14 protein-coding genes are annotated in these 19570 nt (G+C 67.0%); 6 read left to right on the forward strand and 8 right to left on the reverse strand.

The window, feature by feature from the left end; genetic code table 11:
* Nucleotides 1–558 precede the first annotated feature (558 nt).
* The 7 genes from LRP67_RS00130 to LRP67_RS00160 form a co-directional block, all read right to left on the reverse strand.
* The gene (locus LRP67_RS00130; RefSeq protein ID WP_231267924.1) at nucleotides 559–3678 is read right to left on the reverse strand and encodes a type I restriction endonuclease subunit R; all 3120 of its coding nucleotides are present in this window, start codon (nucleotides 3676–3678) and stop codon (nucleotides 559–561) included.
* Nucleotides 3671–4636: a DUF4268 domain-containing protein gene (locus LRP67_RS00135; protein WP_231267925.1), complete on the reverse strand. Its 966-nt coding sequence runs from the start codon at nucleotides 4634–4636 to the stop codon at nucleotides 3671–3673. The genes LRP67_RS00130 and LRP67_RS00135 overlap by 8 nt, the downstream gene beginning before the upstream one ends.
* 1 nt (nucleotide 4637) lies before the next feature.
* Nucleotides 4638–5876 carry a restriction endonuclease subunit S gene (locus LRP67_RS00140; RefSeq protein ID WP_231267926.1) on the reverse strand — a complete coding sequence of 413 codons (1239 nt, stop codon included), beginning with the start codon at nucleotides 5874–5876 and terminating at the stop codon, nucleotides 4638–4640.
* Nucleotides 5873–7618, reverse strand: coding sequence for a class I SAM-dependent DNA methyltransferase (locus tag LRP67_RS00145; protein ID WP_231267927.1), 1746 nt, complete (start codon nucleotides 7616–7618; stop codon nucleotides 5873–5875). The genes LRP67_RS00140 and LRP67_RS00145 overlap by 4 nt, the downstream gene beginning before the upstream one ends.
* Nucleotides 7619–7733: 115 nt before the next feature.
* Nucleotides 7734–9767 carry an N-6 DNA methylase gene (locus tag LRP67_RS00150; protein WP_231267928.1) on the reverse strand — a complete coding sequence of 678 codons (2034 nt, stop codon included), beginning with the start codon at nucleotides 9765–9767 and terminating at the stop codon, nucleotides 7734–7736.
* Nucleotides 9767–10267 (reverse strand): NYN domain-containing protein, encoded by a 501-nt coding sequence (locus LRP67_RS00155; protein ID WP_231267929.1) that lies wholly within the window; start codon nucleotides 10265–10267, stop codon nucleotides 9767–9769. The genes LRP67_RS00150 and LRP67_RS00155 overlap by 1 nt, the downstream gene beginning before the upstream one ends.
* Nucleotides 10268–10497: 230 nt before the next feature.
* Complete coding sequence (locus LRP67_RS00160; protein WP_231267930.1) at nucleotides 10498–11232, reverse strand: hypothetical protein; 735 nt, start codon at nucleotides 11230–11232, stop codon at nucleotides 10498–10500.
* A 1395-nt stretch (nucleotides 11233–12627) separates the two neighbouring features.
* Between LRP67_RS00160 and LRP67_RS21165 the strand changes: the two genes are divergently transcribed.
* The 6 genes from LRP67_RS21165 to LRP67_RS00185 all read left to right on the forward strand — a co-directional run bounded on the left by LRP67_RS21165 (nucleotide 12628) and on the right by LRP67_RS00185 (nucleotide 17497).
* Nucleotides 12628–12756, forward strand: a complete 129-nt coding sequence (locus tag LRP67_RS21165; RefSeq protein WP_269210890.1) for a hypothetical protein — start codon at nucleotides 12628–12630, stop codon at nucleotides 12754–12756.
* Between the two features lie 88 nt (nucleotides 12757–12844).
* Nucleotides 12845–13381, forward strand: a complete 537-nt coding sequence (locus tag LRP67_RS00165) for a PD-(D/E)XK nuclease family protein (protein WP_231267931.1) — start codon at nucleotides 12845–12847, stop codon at nucleotides 13379–13381.
* Nucleotides 13382–13386: 5 nt separating this feature from the next.
* Complete coding sequence (locus tag LRP67_RS00170; RefSeq protein ID WP_231267932.1) at nucleotides 13387–14901, forward strand: transposase family protein; 1515 nt, start codon at nucleotides 13387–13389, stop codon at nucleotides 14899–14901.
* Nucleotides 14898–15680, forward strand: a complete 783-nt coding sequence (locus LRP67_RS00175; protein WP_231267933.1) for an AAA family ATPase — start codon at nucleotides 14898–14900, stop codon at nucleotides 15678–15680. The genes LRP67_RS00170 and LRP67_RS00175 overlap by 4 nt, the downstream gene beginning before the upstream one ends.
* Before the next feature lie 6 nt (nucleotides 15681–15686).
* The gene (locus tag LRP67_RS00180) at nucleotides 15687–16862 is read left to right on the forward strand and encodes a hypothetical protein (protein WP_231267934.1); all 1176 of its coding nucleotides are present in this window, start codon (nucleotides 15687–15689) and stop codon (nucleotides 16860–16862) included.
* Nucleotides 16859–17497, forward strand: a complete 639-nt coding sequence (locus LRP67_RS00185; RefSeq protein ID WP_231267935.1) for a helix-turn-helix domain-containing protein — start codon at nucleotides 16859–16861, stop codon at nucleotides 17495–17497. The genes LRP67_RS00180 and LRP67_RS00185 overlap by 4 nt, the downstream gene beginning before the upstream one ends.
* A 7-nt stretch (nucleotides 17498–17504) precedes the next feature.
* Here the strand turns inward: LRP67_RS00185 and LRP67_RS00190 are convergent, their stop codons facing one another.
* A complete protein-coding gene (locus LRP67_RS00190; RefSeq protein ID WP_231267936.1) occupies nucleotides 17505–19289 on the reverse strand; it encodes an AIPR family protein in 1785 nt (594 codons plus the stop codon).
* Between the last annotated feature and the right edge of the window lie 281 nt (nucleotides 19290–19570).

Consider the following 19570-nt stretch of genomic DNA (forward strand, 5'->3'; position numbering starts at 1 on the left):
AGTGGTTCGGTGGGATGGAGCTGTCACGACCGACGATCGCGGCGAACGGGTGATCCTGTCGGGCCTCCAGGATCAGAAGTACGTCGATCGCCTCGGCGAGCTGGTCTACGTTGCCCGGCCATTGTGGGTCCGGTTCCGTCTCGCCCCGGAGCAGGTCGGCGGTCGCCGACCAGTAGGAAGTCACGTCCTGGGAAGGCGTGCCTTCGGAGCTGCCGCGGTGAGGGCGACGGGCAGGGGCCTCGGCAGTGTAGCCCCGCGCCGGGCAGCCGAACGGCTGATACTCGTCCGTAGGGTGGACGCGGAGGCGGCGATCTCGAGGGCGGTGACGATGAAAGACCGCGACGCCGGTCCGCGCGACGGTCTCCTCGACGTCGGCCGTTCCAAGCACAACCTCGGCGACCGAGGCCATCAGCGCCCGGCGGTCCACCGCGGGTGGGTGCGAGACACGCCCGCGTCATCTGCTAGACGAAACGGCGGCCCGGCGTTCCGGCGTTCCGGCGTTCCGGCGTTCCGGCCAACGCCTTTCACGGCGCTGCTCAGTCCGGTGCCCTCCGTTGATCAGGAACCGGCGTCGATCGCGGCCTCGTAGAAGGCGTCCGCGAGGGCGATGATGACGCCGTTGATCCCCGGGCCGTCGCTGAAGAAGTAGTCGGCCATGGTGTTGTGCGCGCCTTGGTTGTCAATGACCGCCTCGGTGACGGCTGACTGGAAGTCCTGCGACTCCAGGAACTGCTTCTTGGAGTTCACCTGGGTCTGCTTCACCAGATCGGGATAGGCCAACAGTCGTAGGACGAGGCTGTTGACGAACTCCCGGACTTGCGACTCGGTGAAGGCCTCGGCGCCGAAGAGATCGTTCATCTTGTCTATGACGACCTGGAGGGCCACGTACTTCGGCTCCTTCCTCGTCCCGGTGCCGGCGCCGGTGATGCCTTTCAGCTCCCCGTCACCGGACAGTGAGATGTCGACCTGAGCGCTCTTGGTGTGCTTGACCCCGACCAGGACGACATCGGAGAGGTCGACCTCGGCGGCCCAGGAGCTGTCGTCGATGACGCGTTCGAGCAGGCGCAGGTAGATCGAGAGCATCTCCAGGTAGGGGTCGCCGTAGTCGACGATCTGGCTCATGAAGTCGTAGAGCCTCACGTAGGTCGAGACGTCCTTGCGGAAGAGGTCGAGGGCGTTGAGGGTGACCTTGTCGTCCTCCTCGAGCGCCCGGGCGTACCGGCGTGCGAAGTCGTGCTGGGCCGGACTGATGGCCGCGGAGAGCGCGTTGTTTCCCTTGCGGGTGACCCACAGCTCGGCGACGTGGCGGACCTGGTCCTCGGTGTAGATACCGGCCTGGGCGAGCTTGGTGGACAGATGAACGACGACGTAGGGGTCGGTCTCGGTCTCGAGGGTGGCGTGCTTGAAGTACGGCTCGAAGGCGGTCTTGATGTCGTCGGGCTTGTTGACGAAGTCGATGACGAACGTCTTGCGCTTCTGCTCGCCGCTTGCGGTGCGGTGGGTGCGGTTGAGCCGCGAAAGCGTCTGCACCGCGGTCACGCCGGATAGCTTCTTGTCGACGTACATGGCTGAGAGGAGCGGCTGGTCGAACCCGGTCTGGAACTTGTTGGCTACCAGCATGATCTTGTAGGTCTCGCCCTTGAACGCCGCCGCGAGGTCGGCACCGGCGCCGGGGTTCATGTTGGCTTCTGTGAACTCGTCGTCCTTGTCCGGGGTCGGGCCCCACTCGGATGCCCAGACCTCGTCCTCGTCCATCCGCACCGCGCCGGAGAACGCCACCAGGGTCCGGTAGGTGTAGGAGGCATCCTCGGCGGCGCGTTTGGCGATGTAGGCGTCGATCGCCTTCTTGTACTTCACTGCTGCCTTGCGAGAGTCGGTCACCACCATCGCCTTGGCCTTGCCCTCCAGCAAGTGAGCGACGTTGGCGTGGAAGTGCTCGACGATGATCTGGACCTTTTGGCTGATGTTGGTGGGGTGCAGCCGGACCCACCGCATCAGGCCCTTGCGTGCCGCACCCTCCTCGACCTCCTCGCCGTTGGCGTTGCCGGCGATCTTCAGAGCGGTCTCGTAGGCCTGGTAGCCCTTGAGGACGTCGAGGATGTAACCCTCCTCGATGGCCTGCTTCATGGAGTACAGGTGGAACTCGCGAGGCTTGCCGTCGGAGCCCTTGCGTCCGAACAGCTCCAGGGTCTTGTTCTTCGGGGTGGCAGTGAAGGCGAGGTAGGAGATGTTGGGCGACTCGGCCCGCTCGGTCATCTCCGCAGCCAGGATCGACTCCACGTCAATCTCTCCGCCGTCCTCGATCTCCTCGATCTCCTCGGCGGTGAGGACCTGTTTGAGCTTGGAGGAGATCTGCCCGGACTGCGAGGAGTGGGCCTCGTCGGCGATGACCGCGAACTTCTTGCCCTTCAGACCGGCGTCGGCCTGGATCTCCTTGAGCGCGTGCGGGAAGGTCTGCACCGTCACCGCGATGATCAGCTCGCCGTTCTTCAACGCCGTCGCCAACAGGCTGGACTTCGACTTCGCGCCCGCCTTGCGGACATCCTCCGGGCTGATGGTGGCCACGATCTTGCCGGTGCCGTCGATCTGACGGATCGCGTCCTGGAGCTGCCCGTCGAGCACCGTGCGGTCCACCACCACGATCACGGAGTCGAAGACCTTCTTGTCGTCAACATGCAGCCGGGCCAGCCGGTGCGCGGTCCAGGCGATCGTGTTGGTCTTCCCCGAACCAGCCGAGTGCTCGATCAGGTACCGCTGACCGACCCCCTCCTCGGTGACCGCGGTCACAACGTTCGTGACCGCTTCCCACTGGTGGAACCGGGGGAACAGCATGCTGGTGCGACGCACCGAGGTGCCGGTGGCAACGTCCCACTCCTCCTTGGTCTCCACGAGCATCAGCCGCCCGATGATCGTGAGCCAGGCGTCCTTCTCCCACACCCGCTCCCACAGGTACGCCGTCGCCGACTTCCCGTCCCCGCCAGGCGGGTTGCCGGCGCCGGCCTCGTGGCCGACGTTGAACGGCAGAAAGTGAGTCTTCTCCCCCTCCAACCGGGTGGTCATCGCCGCCAGGTCGTTGGAGACCGCGAAGTGCACCAGCGCCCGATGCCCGAACGACAGCAATGGCTCAGGTCGGCCGTTGGTGAGCGGGTTGCGGTCCTTGCGGTACTGCTGAATCGCCTCGTCCAACGACTGGGTGAAGTGGGTCTTGAGCTCCACCGTCGCTACCGGGAGCCCGTTGACGAAGAACACGAGGTCGAGGCTGCGCCGGTCAGCGGTCGAGAAGTGCACCTGCCGCATCACCCGCACCCGCATCGCGGCGTAGTGGGCGTTCGTCGTCTCGTTCAGCGTCGTCTCGGGACGGAACTGCGCCATCTTCAACCGGCCGCCGCCGATGTACTGCACGCCGTTGCGCAGGATGTTCAGGGTGCCGCCGCCGTGCTCGAGTGGCTTGTCCAGTGCCGTGGTCAGCACGTCGAGGAACTTCGCCTCCGACCCGGCCGCCTTCAACGCCTTCGCGTACGCCGCCGGCTGCGTCTCCGTGAGCCAGTCACGCAGGTCATCAGGAAACAGGGCCCGCTCCCGGTCGTAGCCGGCGTGGTTCGCCGAGTACAGCCACCCATTGCGCTCCAGGTGGTCGCAGATCTCGGTCTCGAAGACGCCCTCGTTGTGGTCAGCCATCACGAGACCCCGACTCGCTCGCGACCCGAGCTCGTTGCGTCGCTATCCGGAAGCGCTCCATGGTGGAGACGAACCAGCCCATCAGCTCGTCGTGGGTGTCGAGCTGCATGACGTCGCCGCCCTCGGCGCGGTCGACGTGGATGCGACAGGCCTTCTTGGTGGGGAGCAGGTCGTAGGAGACGGGGGCGCCGAAGTCGGCGTCGATCTGGTCGCGGCGGGCGGCGATCCGCTCGAAGCCGAGGCGGTTCTGCTCGGCATCGGAGGAACCGAAGTAGAGCTCGATGCGCGGACCACTCCTCGTGAAGACCATTCCGTACCAGCCGATCGAGGACCCGAACGGTAGCGTGATCCAACTGCCCTTCGCGCCCTTCACCGATCGGGTCCAGTCGGGATGCCGGTCACGGATCCGACGCAGCAGCTCGGTCCAGAACTCCAGGTAGACGACTTCGCGTTCCGTCGACGGAGCCGAGGAGGTCTCCGCGTGGACCTGCTTGGTCCACTCGTTGGGCTGCGCCACGAGCCGGAACATCGGCGCCGGCCGGCTCTCGTCGATCTGCACCGCCGAGATCTCGACCCCGAAGAACCGGGTGTTCTCGTCGGTGCGCTCGTTGAGCCAATCGAGGGCGGCCCGGTGCTCGTCGCGGAACGACGGGGCGCACCACACAATCGTCTGCGGGTCGGTGCCCCCGGCGTAGGTCATGATCTGGCCCAGGTGCCCGTGGTCGGTCTGCTCGAGCTGGTTCTCGACGATCACGACGTTGCCGGTGCCCACCTCGCGCCCGATGAGGTCGAGGGAGAAACCGCCGACTGGGTGCTCCGCCGCCGTAAGCTCCAACTCCATTCCCAACACGTCCGCGAGAACGTCGGCGTTCTGGAGCATCCACTGGGTGAAGTCGTAGGCCTCGTGCCGCCACACCTCGCGCACCGGGACCACCCGCAGCCTGCTCAGGTCCGTCATCTCAAGCCACCTCGCCTCGGACGTCGATCTGTCCGGTCACCGCAGCCGTGATCAGGGCCGACCGGCGCTCGCGAGACAGTTCGATGAACCGCTGGGTCTCGGTGATTAGCGTGTCGATCTTGGCCAAGACATCCGCGAGGCGCTTTGTCGCCCCGGGATCCGTCGGCAGACTGATGTCAAAACGCGCGAGATCCTTCATGCCGAGCGTGGGCTGAATGCTGTCTCCGCTTGTCGCCAGAGACGCCTGGAGCAGGAAACTGCGCGATCCAAGCCACGCACAGAGGAGCGGAGCAACGGCAGGTTCCTTGCAGCGGAGAACCGCAACAGCGCGAGCCACGTTGGCTCCCGCGAGCCACTGAGGCGCCAAGGTTGCCTGGCCCATCTTGCCCACCACGCCCAGGAGCACCTCGCCGCCGACGATCTGCGTGCGGGAGAACTCATCCGACTGCTCTGTGGCAATCGCCAACATGGGGCGGTCCGGCATCAGGTTCATGAGGTCTCCAACGCGAACGAACGGAACGCCGTCCGCTTCGTCCACGTATCTCGGCACCAGCACGCCGTAAGAGGGGCGAGCCGCTAGCAAGCGGCCGACCTTGGTCGTCTCAGTCGAAGGGCCGGCCCCAAAAACCGCGGAAAGGACCGCTGTCCGGCGCTCTCGGAGCAGATCGACCAGACGCTCCTGCTCCTCGATAAGAGTGTCGATGCGGATGGTCTCGCGGTCGAGGTACTCGGCGATGGCGCACTGCGCCTCGAGCGGCGGCAACAAGATGGGCGTCTTGGCGAGTTTGTCTGCAGTGAGGTGCGGCATCGAGACCACGTTGGCGTAGGCACGGATGAAGCCGCTGGCGCGCAGGGCGATCAGGTAGTAGGCGATGAACCGCCCGTCAAAGCCGGCATGTGGGCGCAACCGGTTGATGGAGTTCTGAAACCCCCAACCAGGAAGGTCCTCGGGTAGGTAGGCAGCGCGGCCAAAACCGCCCTGGCCGCCTTCGACAACCACGGCATCACCGGCGCGGAGATCGAGCTGTTGCAGTTCCGACTCGCCGAACCACATCTCGTTGACGCTACCGAGAGCGAGCGCTCCATTCGGTTGGACGTTGGCAGCACGCATATAGGGCGCGATGACGTCGCTGCCGGAGTCCCTGGTCTGCAACATCTTGCCGAGGGTGACGGTCGCAGCGTTCTTGACCTGCCCCTCGCGCCAGCCCTTCGGCAGCGTCTCCCACAGGGGCCCGGTCACCCCTCCACCTCCCGCAACAGGTCCAGGATCTTCGCGACCTGCTTCTCCAGGTCGGCGTCGATCTCGGCGAGGGGGCGGGGCGAAACGTACTTGTAGAAGTGGCGGGTGAAGGGGATCTCGTAGCCGGTCTTGGTCTTGGCCCAGTCGATCCAGGCGCCGGGGACGTGGGGTTTCACCTCGGTGTCGAAGTAGGCCTGGATGACCTCGGCCTGGGTGGCGGGTCCGGCGGTGGAGCGGCCGTAGGTGAAGGGAACGTTCTCGGTGTCGCGCTTCTTGGAGTCGGGCTTCGGCTTGCCCTTGCGGTCGACGACTGGGTTGCCGACATCGTCGAGGAGGGGGCGCTCGACGGTGATGGTCCAGTAGCCGAACTCGTCGTTCGTGAGGACCTTGGAGTGGTCGGGGTCGGCGTCGGTGAAGTCGGCGTAGAGCCGGACGATTTGGGCGCGGTCGCTTTCACTGATCTCGCGGTTCTTGGAGCCGAGGCTCTTGCGCATCTTGGTCCAGAACGAGGTGCCGTCAATGAGCTGCACCTTGCCATTGCGGTCGGGGTGCTTGCTGTTGTCGAGGATCCAGATGTAGGTGGCGATGCCGGTGTTGAAAAACATGTTGGTCGGCAACGCGACGATGGCCTCGACGAGGTCGTTCTCCAGCAGCCACTGCCGGATGTTGGAGGGCCCGGAGCCGGCGCCCCCGTTGAACAGCGGCGAGCCATTCATCACGATCCCGACCCGACCGCCGCCATCCTCCGGCGCCCGCATCTTGTGAGCCAGGTGGAGCAGGAACAGCATCTGTCCGTCGGACGTGGCCGGCAGCCCGGGAGCGAAGCGGCCGTAAGGGCCGGCTTCGTCGCGCTCCTTGGTGATGGCCTTGGCGTACTGCTTCCAGTCCACCCCGTACGGCGGATTGGACATCGAGAAATCAAAAAACCGGTTGTTGAACGCGTCGTCGGTGAGGGTGTTACCGAAGGCGATGTTGGTCGCGTCGTGACCCTTGGCGAGCAGGTCGGACTTGCAGATGGCGTAGGACTGCGGGTTGTACTCCTGGCCGTACAGGGTGAGCTTGGCGTCGGGGTTCTGCGCGAGCAGGTGCTCTTCTGCCAGCGAGAGCATGCCGCCGGTGCCGGCGGTGGGGTCGTACAGCGTGCGGACGATTCCCTCCGCAGTCAGATCCATGTCCTTCTCGGCGAAGAGCAGGTCCATCAACAGTCTGATGGCGTCGCGCGGGGTGTAGTGGTCCCCGGAGGTCTCGTTCGCGGCCTCGTTGAACTTGCGGATGATGTACTCGAACGCGTCGCCCATGTCGGAGTTCGACACCTTGTCCGGGTGCAGGTCGATGGCGCTGAACGACTTGACGATCTCGCGCAGGAGGCCGGCCTTCTCGAGGCCGAGGATCTCCTTCTTGAAGTCGAAGTACTCGAAGACGTCGACGTCGGCGGAGAACCGGTCGACATAGTCGGTCAGGTTGTCTGCCAGCCCGTCGGCGTCGGCCAGGAGGTTGGCGAAGGAGTAGTTCGAGGTGTTGTAGAACGGCCGCCCGGTTGCTCTCTTGACCTCCACCCGGAGCCGGTTCGGGTTCTCGTGCTTCGCGGCCAGTTCGCGCACCCTGGCGCGGTCGGGCTCCAGGATGCTGTCCAGGCGCCGCAGGATCGTGAACGGCAGGATCACGGTGCCGTACTGGTTGGGGCGGTAGGGGCCCCGGAGCTGGTCGGCGATCGACCAGATGAAGCTTCCGAGCGTGCTCACTGAGTTCCTGACGAGAGACGACGAGCGATCGGCATCCAGTCTGCCGCAGACTGTCCTGCGTCGTTGGCAGTCAGACGGAACACCCGCATGTGTCCAACGGAGAGGCTCACGCGCTTCACGCCATCCCCTCGCTGCCGAGGTCGGCGTCGACACGAATGGCGTCAAGGAGCAAGCTGGATAGCTCTGCGGCTTGCGCCTCAAGCTGCGCGGCACGGGCCCGCAACCTTGTGATCTCGCTTAGTGCAGCGCTGAGCGCGTCCTGACGTTCGCGTGGCAGAACGGGGATCTCGAGGTCCCGCAGGTTGGCTCGCTGGATGGTGGAGCCCGTCATGTGCCTCGCGTTCCACTCACCTGGCAGGACTGCGGCTATGTAGTCAGGGGAAAGTTGTTCGCTGAGGATCCGGAGCCGGTACACGCCGTTGCCGAGCCGGTGTCCACCGGTCGGATCCACGAGGGTCCGCACTTCATTCATGGTGGTGACGAGGACGTCGCCCGTGGCCGTGTCGAATGGACCGGGAGCGCCTAGAGAGCCGTCGGGCTGAGGAAGGCGTTGGGCTCTGATGTCACGGGCGCTCACGGCGGGGACATCGTTGTCCCCTTCCTTGGAGGGGCGCCCCTGCCGCATCTCGAGGGCGCCCTGTTTGATCAGGTCGCCGACAGTCACGACCCTCGCGCCGCGACCCTGCGTGAACGCACGGACGGGTCGGTCCGCATCGGCCACTGCGTCAAGGATCTCGTTGAGGCCGTCCAAGGCCTCCCGGTATCGCACGGCAGTCTCGGAGGGGTTCGCCGGAGGCGTGGTCCACTTGGACGGGAGGAGGGTGCTGCCCTCGGCAAGAAGGTCGGCCACGGGTATTTCGACAGTTGGAGCCGGCAAACTGCTCGGGTCGAGAGAGCGCAGCCAGTCCGCCGCATGAGTCTCGGGGAGCTCAGCCTGCGACCCGTCGACGATGCGGACTCGGCCAGTGACAGCGCCCGGTGCGCGAAGAACCCACAGGGCCAGCGGGATCGAGGTGTGCGGAAGCATCTTCGGTGGCAGGCCAACGATCGCCTCGACACAGCCGGCAGCGAGCAGCTTCGTGCGGATCTCCGCCTCGCCTCCGCGTGACAGGGCCATGGGCGAGGTGACCACGTAGCCGATGCCACCCTGCGACAGGTGCGCAACGGTGTGCTGAATCCAGGCCAGCTCCGAGGAGGACTTCGGAGGAACTCCGAAGCACCATCGCGGGTCCGCGATCTGGGGGTCCCAGAATGCGCCGAAAGGTGGCTCGCAGACGATGAGGTCGGCCTTGAGGCCCTCCTCGACGTCGTGTCGTAGGACGTCGGTGTGGACTACATCGATCGGCACACCGGCAAGATAAGCGCGCTGCTCGAGGATTTCGGTCGCCTCGTAGTTCAGGTCGTGACCAACGAGCCGCTCGATCTGGTCTCCACCCGCCCCGGCGAGCCGCAGGAGCACCTCCCCAATGCCGCACGCCGGGTCATAGACGACACCACGCGCTTCGGGCGAGGCTAGGTTGACGAGCAGCTCAGAAACGCGCGAGCCGACGAAGCCGTGTTCGGCACCAACCTTGCCGTAGGCCCCTGCGACACGGGCGAGTGCGAAGTCGGTGATCTCAGAGAGGCGGTCGACCGGCACCTCCGCGAACCCGACAAGCAGAGCGGGGGCGATCGCGCGAGAGAGGTTCCGCATCTCGGAACTGACGGGCACGAGTGCGTCCCAGTCCTCGATGCCATACCGCGCACCTGCAGCCGCCAGACCGTCGAAGCCAGTCTGCTTCACTTCGTCGACGATCTCGCTCCACGCGTGCGAGTTGCCTGTCTCGGCGCAGAGCTTGCGGGCACATGCGATGGAAAGGACGAGTGACGGAATCTCGGCGATGTCGATGAAGCCGCGCAGGGCGTTGACGGCGGCCCAGATGTGGAGGCCGTAGTCGGTTCGTACTTCCTTGCCGGCCGCCTTCAACCACGCTTCGATCTCGGCACGGTTGAACAGCGGCTTCGTCGGGCCGCCCGCCACGGGCTGCGGGAAGTCTTCAGATCGCTTTCGCCAGTTCGAGACGGCGCCGCGTGAGACGCCAGCCATGACAGCGATGTCGGAGGGCGCCACAAGGGCCTGGCCGCTTGGGTTGTTCATGGAGTCCTTCATCAAGCAGCACCGCCCAGGGCGCTGATCGTGTACTGGTTAGGCAGGAGGGTGACGCGGGACGCTGCGAGGCTGAGGCGACGAGCGAGGGCGTCCGCCGGTGCGACGACATGGACGTCGACTCCGGCTGCGGCAAGAGCGGCCGCGGCGTCGGTGAAGATGCCGTCGCCCGAGGCGAGGACCACCTCGTCGTATCTGCTGGCGAGGTCTTCTGCGAGGACCTCCAGGAGCGCGATGTCAGCTCCGTCGTCGCCGGAGCGAACGACGTAGCGCTGACGCTCCCACCTGGTGCCGATCGTGACCAGACCGATATGACTGGTCCCGATGACGACCTGGTCGCGGTCGACGAGTCCGATCGCGATGACGAGCTGAGTCTTGGCCCAGTCGACCTGGTGAGCGGTGAGCACGGCGCCTCCTATCAGGTTCTCGATGTCGACCAAGACGATGCGACGGCGGGCCGGGGTGCTCTGCCTGCGACGCAGAGCGGGGACGAGTGTGGACATTACTTCTCCTTGATTGTTTTGTCGATCCGATTTTCGGATGAACGTTGTGACAATCAAGGTATATGGATTCACGCACCATGTCAAGTGAATCGGGTTCACAGCAGTCATGCTCGTGAATCCCGGCAATCGAAGACGTGGGCCGGTGGTCCACGAGTGGCCTCTGATGGCGCCTCAGAGCGTGGACCGGGAAAACAGCCGTCGCGTTTTTCTGACCCCGCGATTCACTCCTTCTAGCAGTTTCGCCCGTGGCAGCTCACCGTGTGCGCCGGGTACCAGGCGTCGCCGGCGGGGTCGGTGACGCTGCCGCAGTGGGGGCAGCGCCATCCGTCCCATTGGCACCCGCACGGGGCCACCGGCGACAAGCGCCACGCCTCGTCGAGCCGGTACCTCTCCTTCTTCTCCACGCGTGTCTTCACCCAGTCCCCCACGCGCACCATCTCTGCTGGCGTCATTCCCAGCTCTGAGCGCGGCGCGACGAGGAGCGTGTCGAGACCCAGTGGCCTGAGGAGCCGCTGGCAAGCCGCCTGGATGGTCCAGGTGTCAAGGTCGTCGTCCAACCAGACCAGAGAGCCGAAGGACTCCTCCTCGGGGAGGTTGGCAGCCAGCTCGGTCAACCATGCCTGCAACGCAGCGAACTTCCACCAGCTGCGCGACCCGGCCGGCCTGTCGCCACGCTCGAGCGACGGCCACTTCCGGCCGGGAAAGACCTTCATGCGGGCCCGCATCTTCGGTGTCCAGTCCGTCATCCACAAGCAGGTGACCCCGGGGACGGCGTCTAGAGCGTCAAGGTGCATCACGAGCGCCGGAGACACGACGACGGGACCGAGCACGTCGCCAACCTTGAGGTCGTCCGTCCAGGCGGTGGCCCCGTGCACTGGGGAGGTCACGCCATCTACATCGACCACCACCAGTACCGGTCGCAGGCCGCCGCTCGACGATCCCGGCGCCCGCTGGTCAGTCCTCATCAGCGAGATCCTTCGTCGGCCACGTAGGAGGCTCGTCCGTGTTGGCGGTGAACATCCCGCGCTCGTATCCACGAGCCCACGCCCGCGCCTCGTCTCGCTCCCGGACCAGATGGCGCAGCGCCCTCGAGGCCGTGGGCGAGGGTCTCCGAACGGCCGGCGAGACGGGCGCCGGCGAGCTCGTGCAGCACCGCCCCCAAGCAGTGTTGCGGAGTCAGTGTGGGGTCTTGCCGGAGGGTGGCGTGCGCGGGTGGGGTGCCCTCGCGCCCGCCGAGGCGCCAGAGCATCTGGTCGTAGCGGCGCTGCAGCATCGCCACGGCCAGCTCTGCCACCTCCCGGTTGACCGGCGTCGCGTGCTCCAGCGCCGTGATGACGGCTTCCTCTGTGGAGTGGTCGTGATCGCGGTAGTCGTGAGGTCTGGCACTGCAGTCCTGGCGGCCGCGGTGGTCAGTGGGCATCGGGGTTGTTGGCCGTGCACCGCGCGTGCGCGCAGCGCCCGCATCAACGAGGTTACTTCCAGCCGCTGTGAGGGCGTGAGGTCGGTCAGTGCGGGTGCCCCGGGTGCGTGTGCGACCACGTCCGTGGGGATTCGCCCCAACAGGAAGTCGCCCCACATCTGTAGTACCCCCCGGCGCATCGTCCCGTAGAAGAAGTACTCCGCGTCCCTGGGCGAGAAACGCAACGACGTTGGTGATGTAGCTGCACGGCATCTCCGTCAACCGGTGAGGCCGTTGCGCGATGTCGACCCACCACACGTCCTGGTCGAAGACACGGAGGTCGAGCTCCCCGTGCGTCCGTTGTCCCCACGCGGTGAACGGAAGCTCGCCCGACCACAGGTCCGCGTCCGACGGACCGGGCTCGGTGGGAAGCCAGCGTCGGGGTCGAGGTACGCGGTCACGTCTCCTCCTGTTGTCAGAGGCCCCGAGACGCATGCCCTGTACATGCGCACCCTGGCACCAGCGTGGCGGCCGAGCCAACAGTCCGCACCCGTCGCAGGCGTGGCGCCGAGATCGTCCACCGAACCGGTCGGCTCCGTGGACGATCTCCCGGCGGCGTTGGGCGGGGCAGCCTTGGCGTGGTCCCGTGCCCCATGGCCCAGTCGCCGCCTGCGGGACTGAAGGACCTCGCTTTCGAGAAGAGGCCCTACGTTCGTGGGCCACTGTCACGGCGGCCTTCACGGTCACCGTGCGCCACATGCCGCTGCGACAACACACCCTGGAACGACGAAGTCTCGCGCCGCGGGACTACCTGGTGGATCCGTGGCAGTTCGGGCGACAGCACGACGCCATCACTCACCTGCCCCTTGGGGGCGACCCTCGTTCCCGCGCCGTCGCCGAGGTCCAGCACCGACTGGCCTGCCACCTCCGGCAACGAGGAGACCGTCGAGCAACAGCACGAGTGGTCAAGCGTTTCGGGTTCTCCAAGCAGCACTGGTCCAACTGCCTGCTGGGTCGCACCTGGATGGGTGAGACCGGCATGGCCGCCGCCGTGTGGCTCCTCCTCCAACGTTCATCGTCCGACACCTGAGGCACTCCCGGCCCTCTGCTGCCCGAGCCGCCGCGGTGCCGGCGCGCGGGGATTGCGCTTGTTCCGGGCCGGGCGACGGTGCCCGGGCATGCACATCTACCAGGGGACCACTCCCTACTATGACGAGGGCCTCGCCCGCAGTGCTGACCTCGGCACCCTCACCCACCTCGCAATCGCGCGCCTGGCCGAGAGCGGCACACCGACGTTGGCCCAGCAGGCTGGGGTCATCGCCACACTCCTCGACGGCGTACGGCCGATCGAGAAGCGCGCTCACCGGCAGAACCTGCGGGCCGCCGTGATGTCGTACTTCAGCCGTCTGGCGCTGCCCCCGCAGTGGCAGCTGCTCGGCGCCGAGACCCCCCTCGGCCGTGGTCGCGTCGACCTCGCCTGGCGCGACGACGAGGGGCGCATCCTGCTCGACGAGGTGAAGACCGGACACCACCGGCGCCTGGCGACCTCGACCGTGCAGATGCAGGTCCACGAGTACATCGCCTCCGGCCGGACCCGTTGGGGCGATGCCTTCCTCGGGTGCCGATTGCTCAGCACTCACGACCCCGGATCGTCCACCTACACCGACACCGCCTTGCGAACCATCCCATTGGTTCAGACCTCCTACCGAAAGTGACCGACATGTCCAACAAGCCCAGGCACCTCCGTCCCCTGCTCGAGTCCGCCGTGGATGCGCTCCGCGACCACCAGACCCGCGGTGGTGAGATCACTTCGCACCTGGTGCGTCACTACGCCGCCGAGTCCGGGTACAGCACCCGACACGTGCGCCGCGCCCTCGCCGCGGCCGTGTCTGTGGCGCAGGCCACCGAGGCTTCTCCGAACGGCACCGAGAGCTCTCCGCACTGTCGTCTGGACCCGGCTGCCATCGCCACCGCCGTGTTCCTCACCTGCGGCAACATGGCCAAGGCCCACGGACTACTCGCCAAGGAACTGCCCAAGGAAGCCCTCCCGAGCGTTCGCAGCTTCCAGCGGCTGGTCAACCGAACCATGGGCACCGACCAGCTCGCCTACGCCAAGCACGGTAGCCGTGGCTACCGCGACGCCCAGGTCTACCTCAGCAACACCTACCCCCACCGGATGAGCGACCTGCTGCTCGACCACACCGAGCTGCCGATCTACGTCGTCCCAAGCGGCCACACCCGGGCCGTCAAGCCGTGGCTGACCGTCGTGCTCGACGGCCGGACCCGCTACGCCCTGTCCTGGGTAGTCACCTTCGGCCGGCCCACCGCGGAGCAGGTGCGGGCGTCCCTCATTCAGGCCTTCACCCTGCGGGCGGCGCCCGATGGGGTCACCGTGGTGGGCGGCCGACCCGTCCGCGCCAACTGGGACCGCGGACTGGAGTTCCTCGCCGACATCATCACCGAGTCCTGCCTGCGGCTCGAGGTCATCCCCTGCGCGCTGCCCGCCTACTCGCCACACCTGAAGGGTCGGGTCGAGCGGTTCTTCGGCACCCTCAAGCCCGACCTCGCGGTCCTGCCCGGCTACACCGACGGCCCCCGGGACCTCCGCGGCAACAGCGCCCTGGAGAACCACGCCCTGTGCGAGGACGAATTCCTGGTGTGGCTGGCCGACTGGATGGACAACTACGTGACCGGCCACGTCATCTCCACCGCCGGGCAGACCCCGCTCCAGATGTGGCAGGCCGATGCGACGCCCTTGGAGGAGATCGTCCCCGAGCGGCTCTGGCAGGACTTCCTGCTGGCCAAGGACGTCAAGGTCTCCAAGAACGGCATCCGCTTCGACACCATCGACTGGGTCATCCCCACCGGTGGGCTCACCGGGACCGTGGGGCGCAAGGTCGAGATCCGCTACCTGCCCCACGACCGCAGCTTCATCGAGGTCTTCCTCGAGGGTGTGCACCTCGGTACCGCGCACCCCAAGGACCTCCTCACCGCCGACGAGACCGAGGAGTTCCTCCACCGCCGCATGGAGGCTCGCAAGGCCGCTCAGGCGAGGTTCACCACTGCCAATCGCGCCCGCAGCAACACCGACGGCGCGACGCGCATCGAGAAGGACAAGCAGGGACGCCGCCGCATCAGCGCGACCCCGAGTTACGACCAGCTCGACGCCGGCGCCAACGACATCCTCGCCAGCTTCATTGAGGCCGACCTCGACCAGCTGAGGCTCGAGCTGTGAGCGCCGCCGACCTGGTCGACGTCGCGTCGACCGACACGGGTCCCGCACCCAGGGTCCAGGCGACTCCCTCGGTCCGGGATGTCGCGCTCACTGCCGACTTCGTCGTGCCCCGGCGTGAGGTCATGTTGGTCCACGGGGCGCTGGGCACCGGCCGCACCACCGCCGTCACCGCCCACCTGAAGTCCCAGCCGATGCCGTGGCACCAGGTCGATCTGCCGCCGAGCCAGAACGCCATCAAGATCAACACCTGGCTCTACCGGCAGGTCGCCACCAAGGTCGACCTGCCGCTGCGCGACCTCCAGGACGACCTCGTCGAAGCCCTCTCCGAGCAGGACCGGATCGTCGTGGTTCGACACGCCGAGCGTCTGACGAACGAGGCCGCCGGGCAGCTCCAGTGGCTTCACGCCCACCCCGACACCAGGTTCGCCATGGTCCTCATCGGCGATGAGTCCGTCGGGTCCGCCGTCCAGCGCGACCCGCTCCTTGCGCACGCCGTCACCGGAACGGTCCAGGTGAAGCCGTTGACGGACCGGGTGCTGCTCAGGGTGCTGCAGGGACTGCACCCCCTGTTCCTCAACGCCGACCCCCCGCTCTTGAGCGCCATCGACGCCCAGGTCTGCCACGGCAACCTCGGCCGGTGGATCAAGCTGCTCGACCGTGTCCGGTGGCTCAGCGAGCACGACCCGGCCGCTCCCCTCGGCGGTCACCCCCACCTCGACAAGCGGCTTGCCCAGGCCGCGATCGCCAGCCTCCCCAAGCTCCCCACCCGGAAGAACTGACCCCTCATGGAGATCATCACCGTCGCCTACGGCGACGCTGCCCTGCTCGTTGCTCCCGCCGGCGTCCAGGATCCTGGCGGTCCGCTCTGGGTCGAGGTCCGCCCCGCCCTGCGTCGCCTGCACGTGGTTGCGGGCGACGTCCTCGCCGCCCTCGGCGTCCGCCGCGACATCGCCGGCAAGGGCCGCCACGAGCACGACGACATCATCCACGCCCAGGCGTGGCTCGCCGCGCACCGCACTGTCGACCTGGTCGTCGTGCACGCGGAGCGGCTCCTGCCCCAGACCTTGGGCCAGCTCTGCGACCTGGCCGACGGCGCCGGGCTCGAGCGGCTGTGGCTGCTCCACGGCCCGCCCCCGAGCGACGCGAACGCCCATGGGCTCACCAGACGTGCCACACTCGTAGGCACTCTGATCGACGTGCCCTTCCCCGTGCCGGCTGTGGTTGCAGCTGAGCCCCGCGGACGAGAACTCCCGCAGGCGCCCGCCGTCGAGTTCACCACCTTCTGGGCCGCCTGCCGCGCCGCCCTGCACGAGGAGGATCTCGAGCGCACCCGCAGCCGCCTGGCAGGAGTGTTCGCCACCAGCGACCACGCCTTTGACGAGCGCGGGGCCACGCAGGACACCGTCGCCGATCTGGTCTTCAACATCCTCAACCACGCGCCGACCGACAATGAGCTCACCGTCGACGTCCGCGGTCTGCAGCTCGCTGCTTGGCACCGGGACCTGTACGTCAAGGTCGACCACACTCAGCTCCACCAGCACGAGGAACGCCCCCGGCTCCGCCAGGCGCAGGTCGACGCCGCCATGCTCGCCTACCGTCAGCCATACCGCACCTTGACCGCAGCATTGACTCGCGCCGGCTTCGGCGTCGCCGACATCGCTTCCATCGCCATCGCCCACTGCGACCCCGGCGGCGAGAGCCTTCGACACCACCGCCGCGTCGTGCACCTGACCCCCGCCGCCGCCACCGCACTCCGCGCCCAGCTCCACCTCCGGCGAGCCAAGGAAGCCGACGAGCACGACCCGCTGATGCCGCACACCCCCAAGGCCCTCGCCAAGGCCCTCACTGACGCCCGCGTCGACCTCGGCATCCACGTGCACGGCCGCCGCGTCGAGCGCACCCGCGACCACACCGCCCGAGCCCTCCGACAGCTCGGCATCACCGTCCACGAGCTCCGATGATCGACACCACCCAACTCCGTGCCCTCCGCGTCGACCGCGGCTACTCCATCCGCAGCCTCGCCAAGAGCGCCGGCGTGGATCACCAGACCATCCGCCGCCTTGAGAACGGCGCCGACCCCGGCGACCTTCCGCTCCGAGTGCTCGATCGGATCGCAGCCGCCCTCGGCGTCATCCCCGCCACGCTCCTCGCCACCGAGCGCGAGGTCGAGCAGCACGACCTTCAACGGCGCATCGGAGGCCTGCTCCTCAGCGCCCAAGGCATCACGACCACCGCGGTCGCCACCAGCCTCGCGACGCCGATCGAGACGGTGGAGGAGGCAATCCCCGCACTCGTCGATGCGCTGGCCGAGGCCGGTCTCACCGTCGGCCGGCACGGCGACACCCTGCGCATCAACCCGTTGGAGCTGCACAGCACCGCGCACGCGGACACCCGGCCGATGACGCTCAACGAGGCGCGCCTGCTGCGCCGCATCCACCGCGGCGAGGACATCCGTCGATCCCTGTCGAAGGCCGACCGCGAGCTCACCCTCCCCCGGCTGATCCGCACCGGACTCGTGGACCCAGCGCCGGCGATACTCGTCAGCCGCGACGACATCTGCGGACACCCGTACGCGAGCGACCTCACCGAGACCTGACTCCGCGTCAGGCGTCGATCTCAGTGGCGGCAGCCACATCGTCGAACGGGGCCGGGTTCGCAGAACGCGTGGCTTCCAGCATCGAGCCAAAGTCCTCGATCGCCTTCTTCACGCGCTCCTGCGCCTTCAAGCCCCGGTCGGTCGCCGGTGCCAACTGGCCCGAGAAGGCCATCGCCACCTCGACGACCGGCAGCCACGCCGCGATCGCCTGCGCAGGCGTCTTGCTCGTCTTGAACCGCAGGTTGTGCCGGTCCGCGACCGCCACGCCGAGGATCGTCTCGATGCAGGCACCGAGGGCGGCGCCGAGCAGATAGTTCGACCCGCGGGCGCTGACAAACGCCGCATGGCGCTTCTGCGCGTCCGTTCGGGACACCTCCGGGATTGCGAGGATCTTGGCCTTTACTTTCTCAATCGCCTTCAGGAGCCCGTAGGCGTACAAGATGTGCTGAGCTGTGACCGTGTCGCGGAAGACCCGGGAGTACACCGCGTCGTTGTCCCAGATGCTCCGCGTCTCGTTGTAGGCCAGGTTCGGCTCGCCGTGGAACGCGGCTAGGGACTGCGCGACCGAGGAGTCCGAGAGCAGTGTCTTGATTCGCTGGATAGCGTCGGTCGTGCCGCCGCGTCGGCCCCCGCGGTAGTCGGCCTCCGGCATCGCGTTGAACTCCTTGCGCAGTCGGTCCTGCACGGCGTCCTTGCTGCGGAAGTCGGTCGCCTCCACCTTGTTCTGCGTGTTGTTGTACTTGACGATGTCGCCGAGAACGGCGGTGTTGGTGCACTTCACGAAGCGGGCCATGACGCGAGCGCCCGCCGTCGCCGTCGCCTCCGTCGCGTCGAGGCTGCCCAGCGCGCCCGTGGTCTGCCCACCGTTGACAATGCCCATCCCCTCGACGGACAGGGTCTGGGTGCCGTCGTCGGCAACCTTGTGCTCGTACTTGTTCACCAGCACCGTGATGCCGTTGTTGAAGATCGCGAAGTTGTCGGGCTGGTCCTTCGCCGTCTCCTTGATGCCGAAGTTGATGTTGCCGCTGGACCGGACCACGCCGAGGTAGTCGCGGATGTTCGGCGACATGAGCTTGGTCTTGTGTGCCGCCCAGAGCGCGCGCAGGTCCGAGACTTCGACGGCGGTCGAGAAGGCGCTCCAGTCGTCCTCCTGCATCTCGAACCCGCCCGGCACCTCGAAGGTGTACTCGTCGGCTACGAGGATCGGGGCCTGCATCCGCTTGTACTCGTCCTCCAGGACGCTCCGCCCGATCTCCAAGCCGGACACGTCGACGTCGAGGTCCGGATAGTGGCTCTTGAGGATGCCGTTCGCGGTCTTCGCGGCCTGCTTCAGCTCGTCGTCCACGTTCTTCGACTCGTCGCGGTTGTGGACGTACCAGAGCTGCAGTTCGCGAATCTCCCCGCCGGCGAGCGCGTCACGGACCTCTTCCGCAGCGCCGCGCAGCGTCTCGGGCAGACCGTCGAGGTCCCCTGCAAGGAGCCAACTCACCGCGGTGTTGAGGTCGCTGGCCTTGTTCGCCGGGGCTTCCCCCGCGGTCGTCTTCCCGGACATGTAGCCCTGCGCGAGAACAATGCGCTGCTTGTCCGCCGAGACGGCGACGAGGTCGCACTTCTTGTCGTTGCTGCCGTCCGTGAGGCTGTTCGACGCGAAGGTGTCCACGTCGTCGAAGCCCAAGCGCATCTGCGCCACGAAGAGCAGCAACGCGTTGTCGCCGTACGCCTCCAGGTCGTCGCGGCTCTCAAACGCCGCGTAGCCCGGGGCGTCCTCCGCCGTGCCGTCCTGATCTGCCATGCCATTCCTCCCGAGGTCCGCGGTGCGCTGAACCCTACGGTGAGCCGCCTCCCAGCACCGAGACATGCCGGGTGGTTCTCCTTCCCGACGACCTGCCACCCGAACGAGTGCCAACTGCTTGCGCCGTAGGGGTCGACGCGCGAGTCACCCTGATGCAGGCGTGAGACGCCTAGCCGCGGCGGGCCACAACAAAGGACTGGTCCGGTCCCCTCAGGAACCGGACCAGTCGCTAGCGCGTCCATCGGCTGCCCAGAAGCTCTACGGACCCGACGGTCAATACC

The organism is Nocardioides sp. cx-169, assembly GCF_021083605.1.
Classification (GTDB): domain Bacteria; phylum Actinomycetota; class Actinomycetes; order Propionibacteriales; family Nocardioidaceae; genus Nocardioides.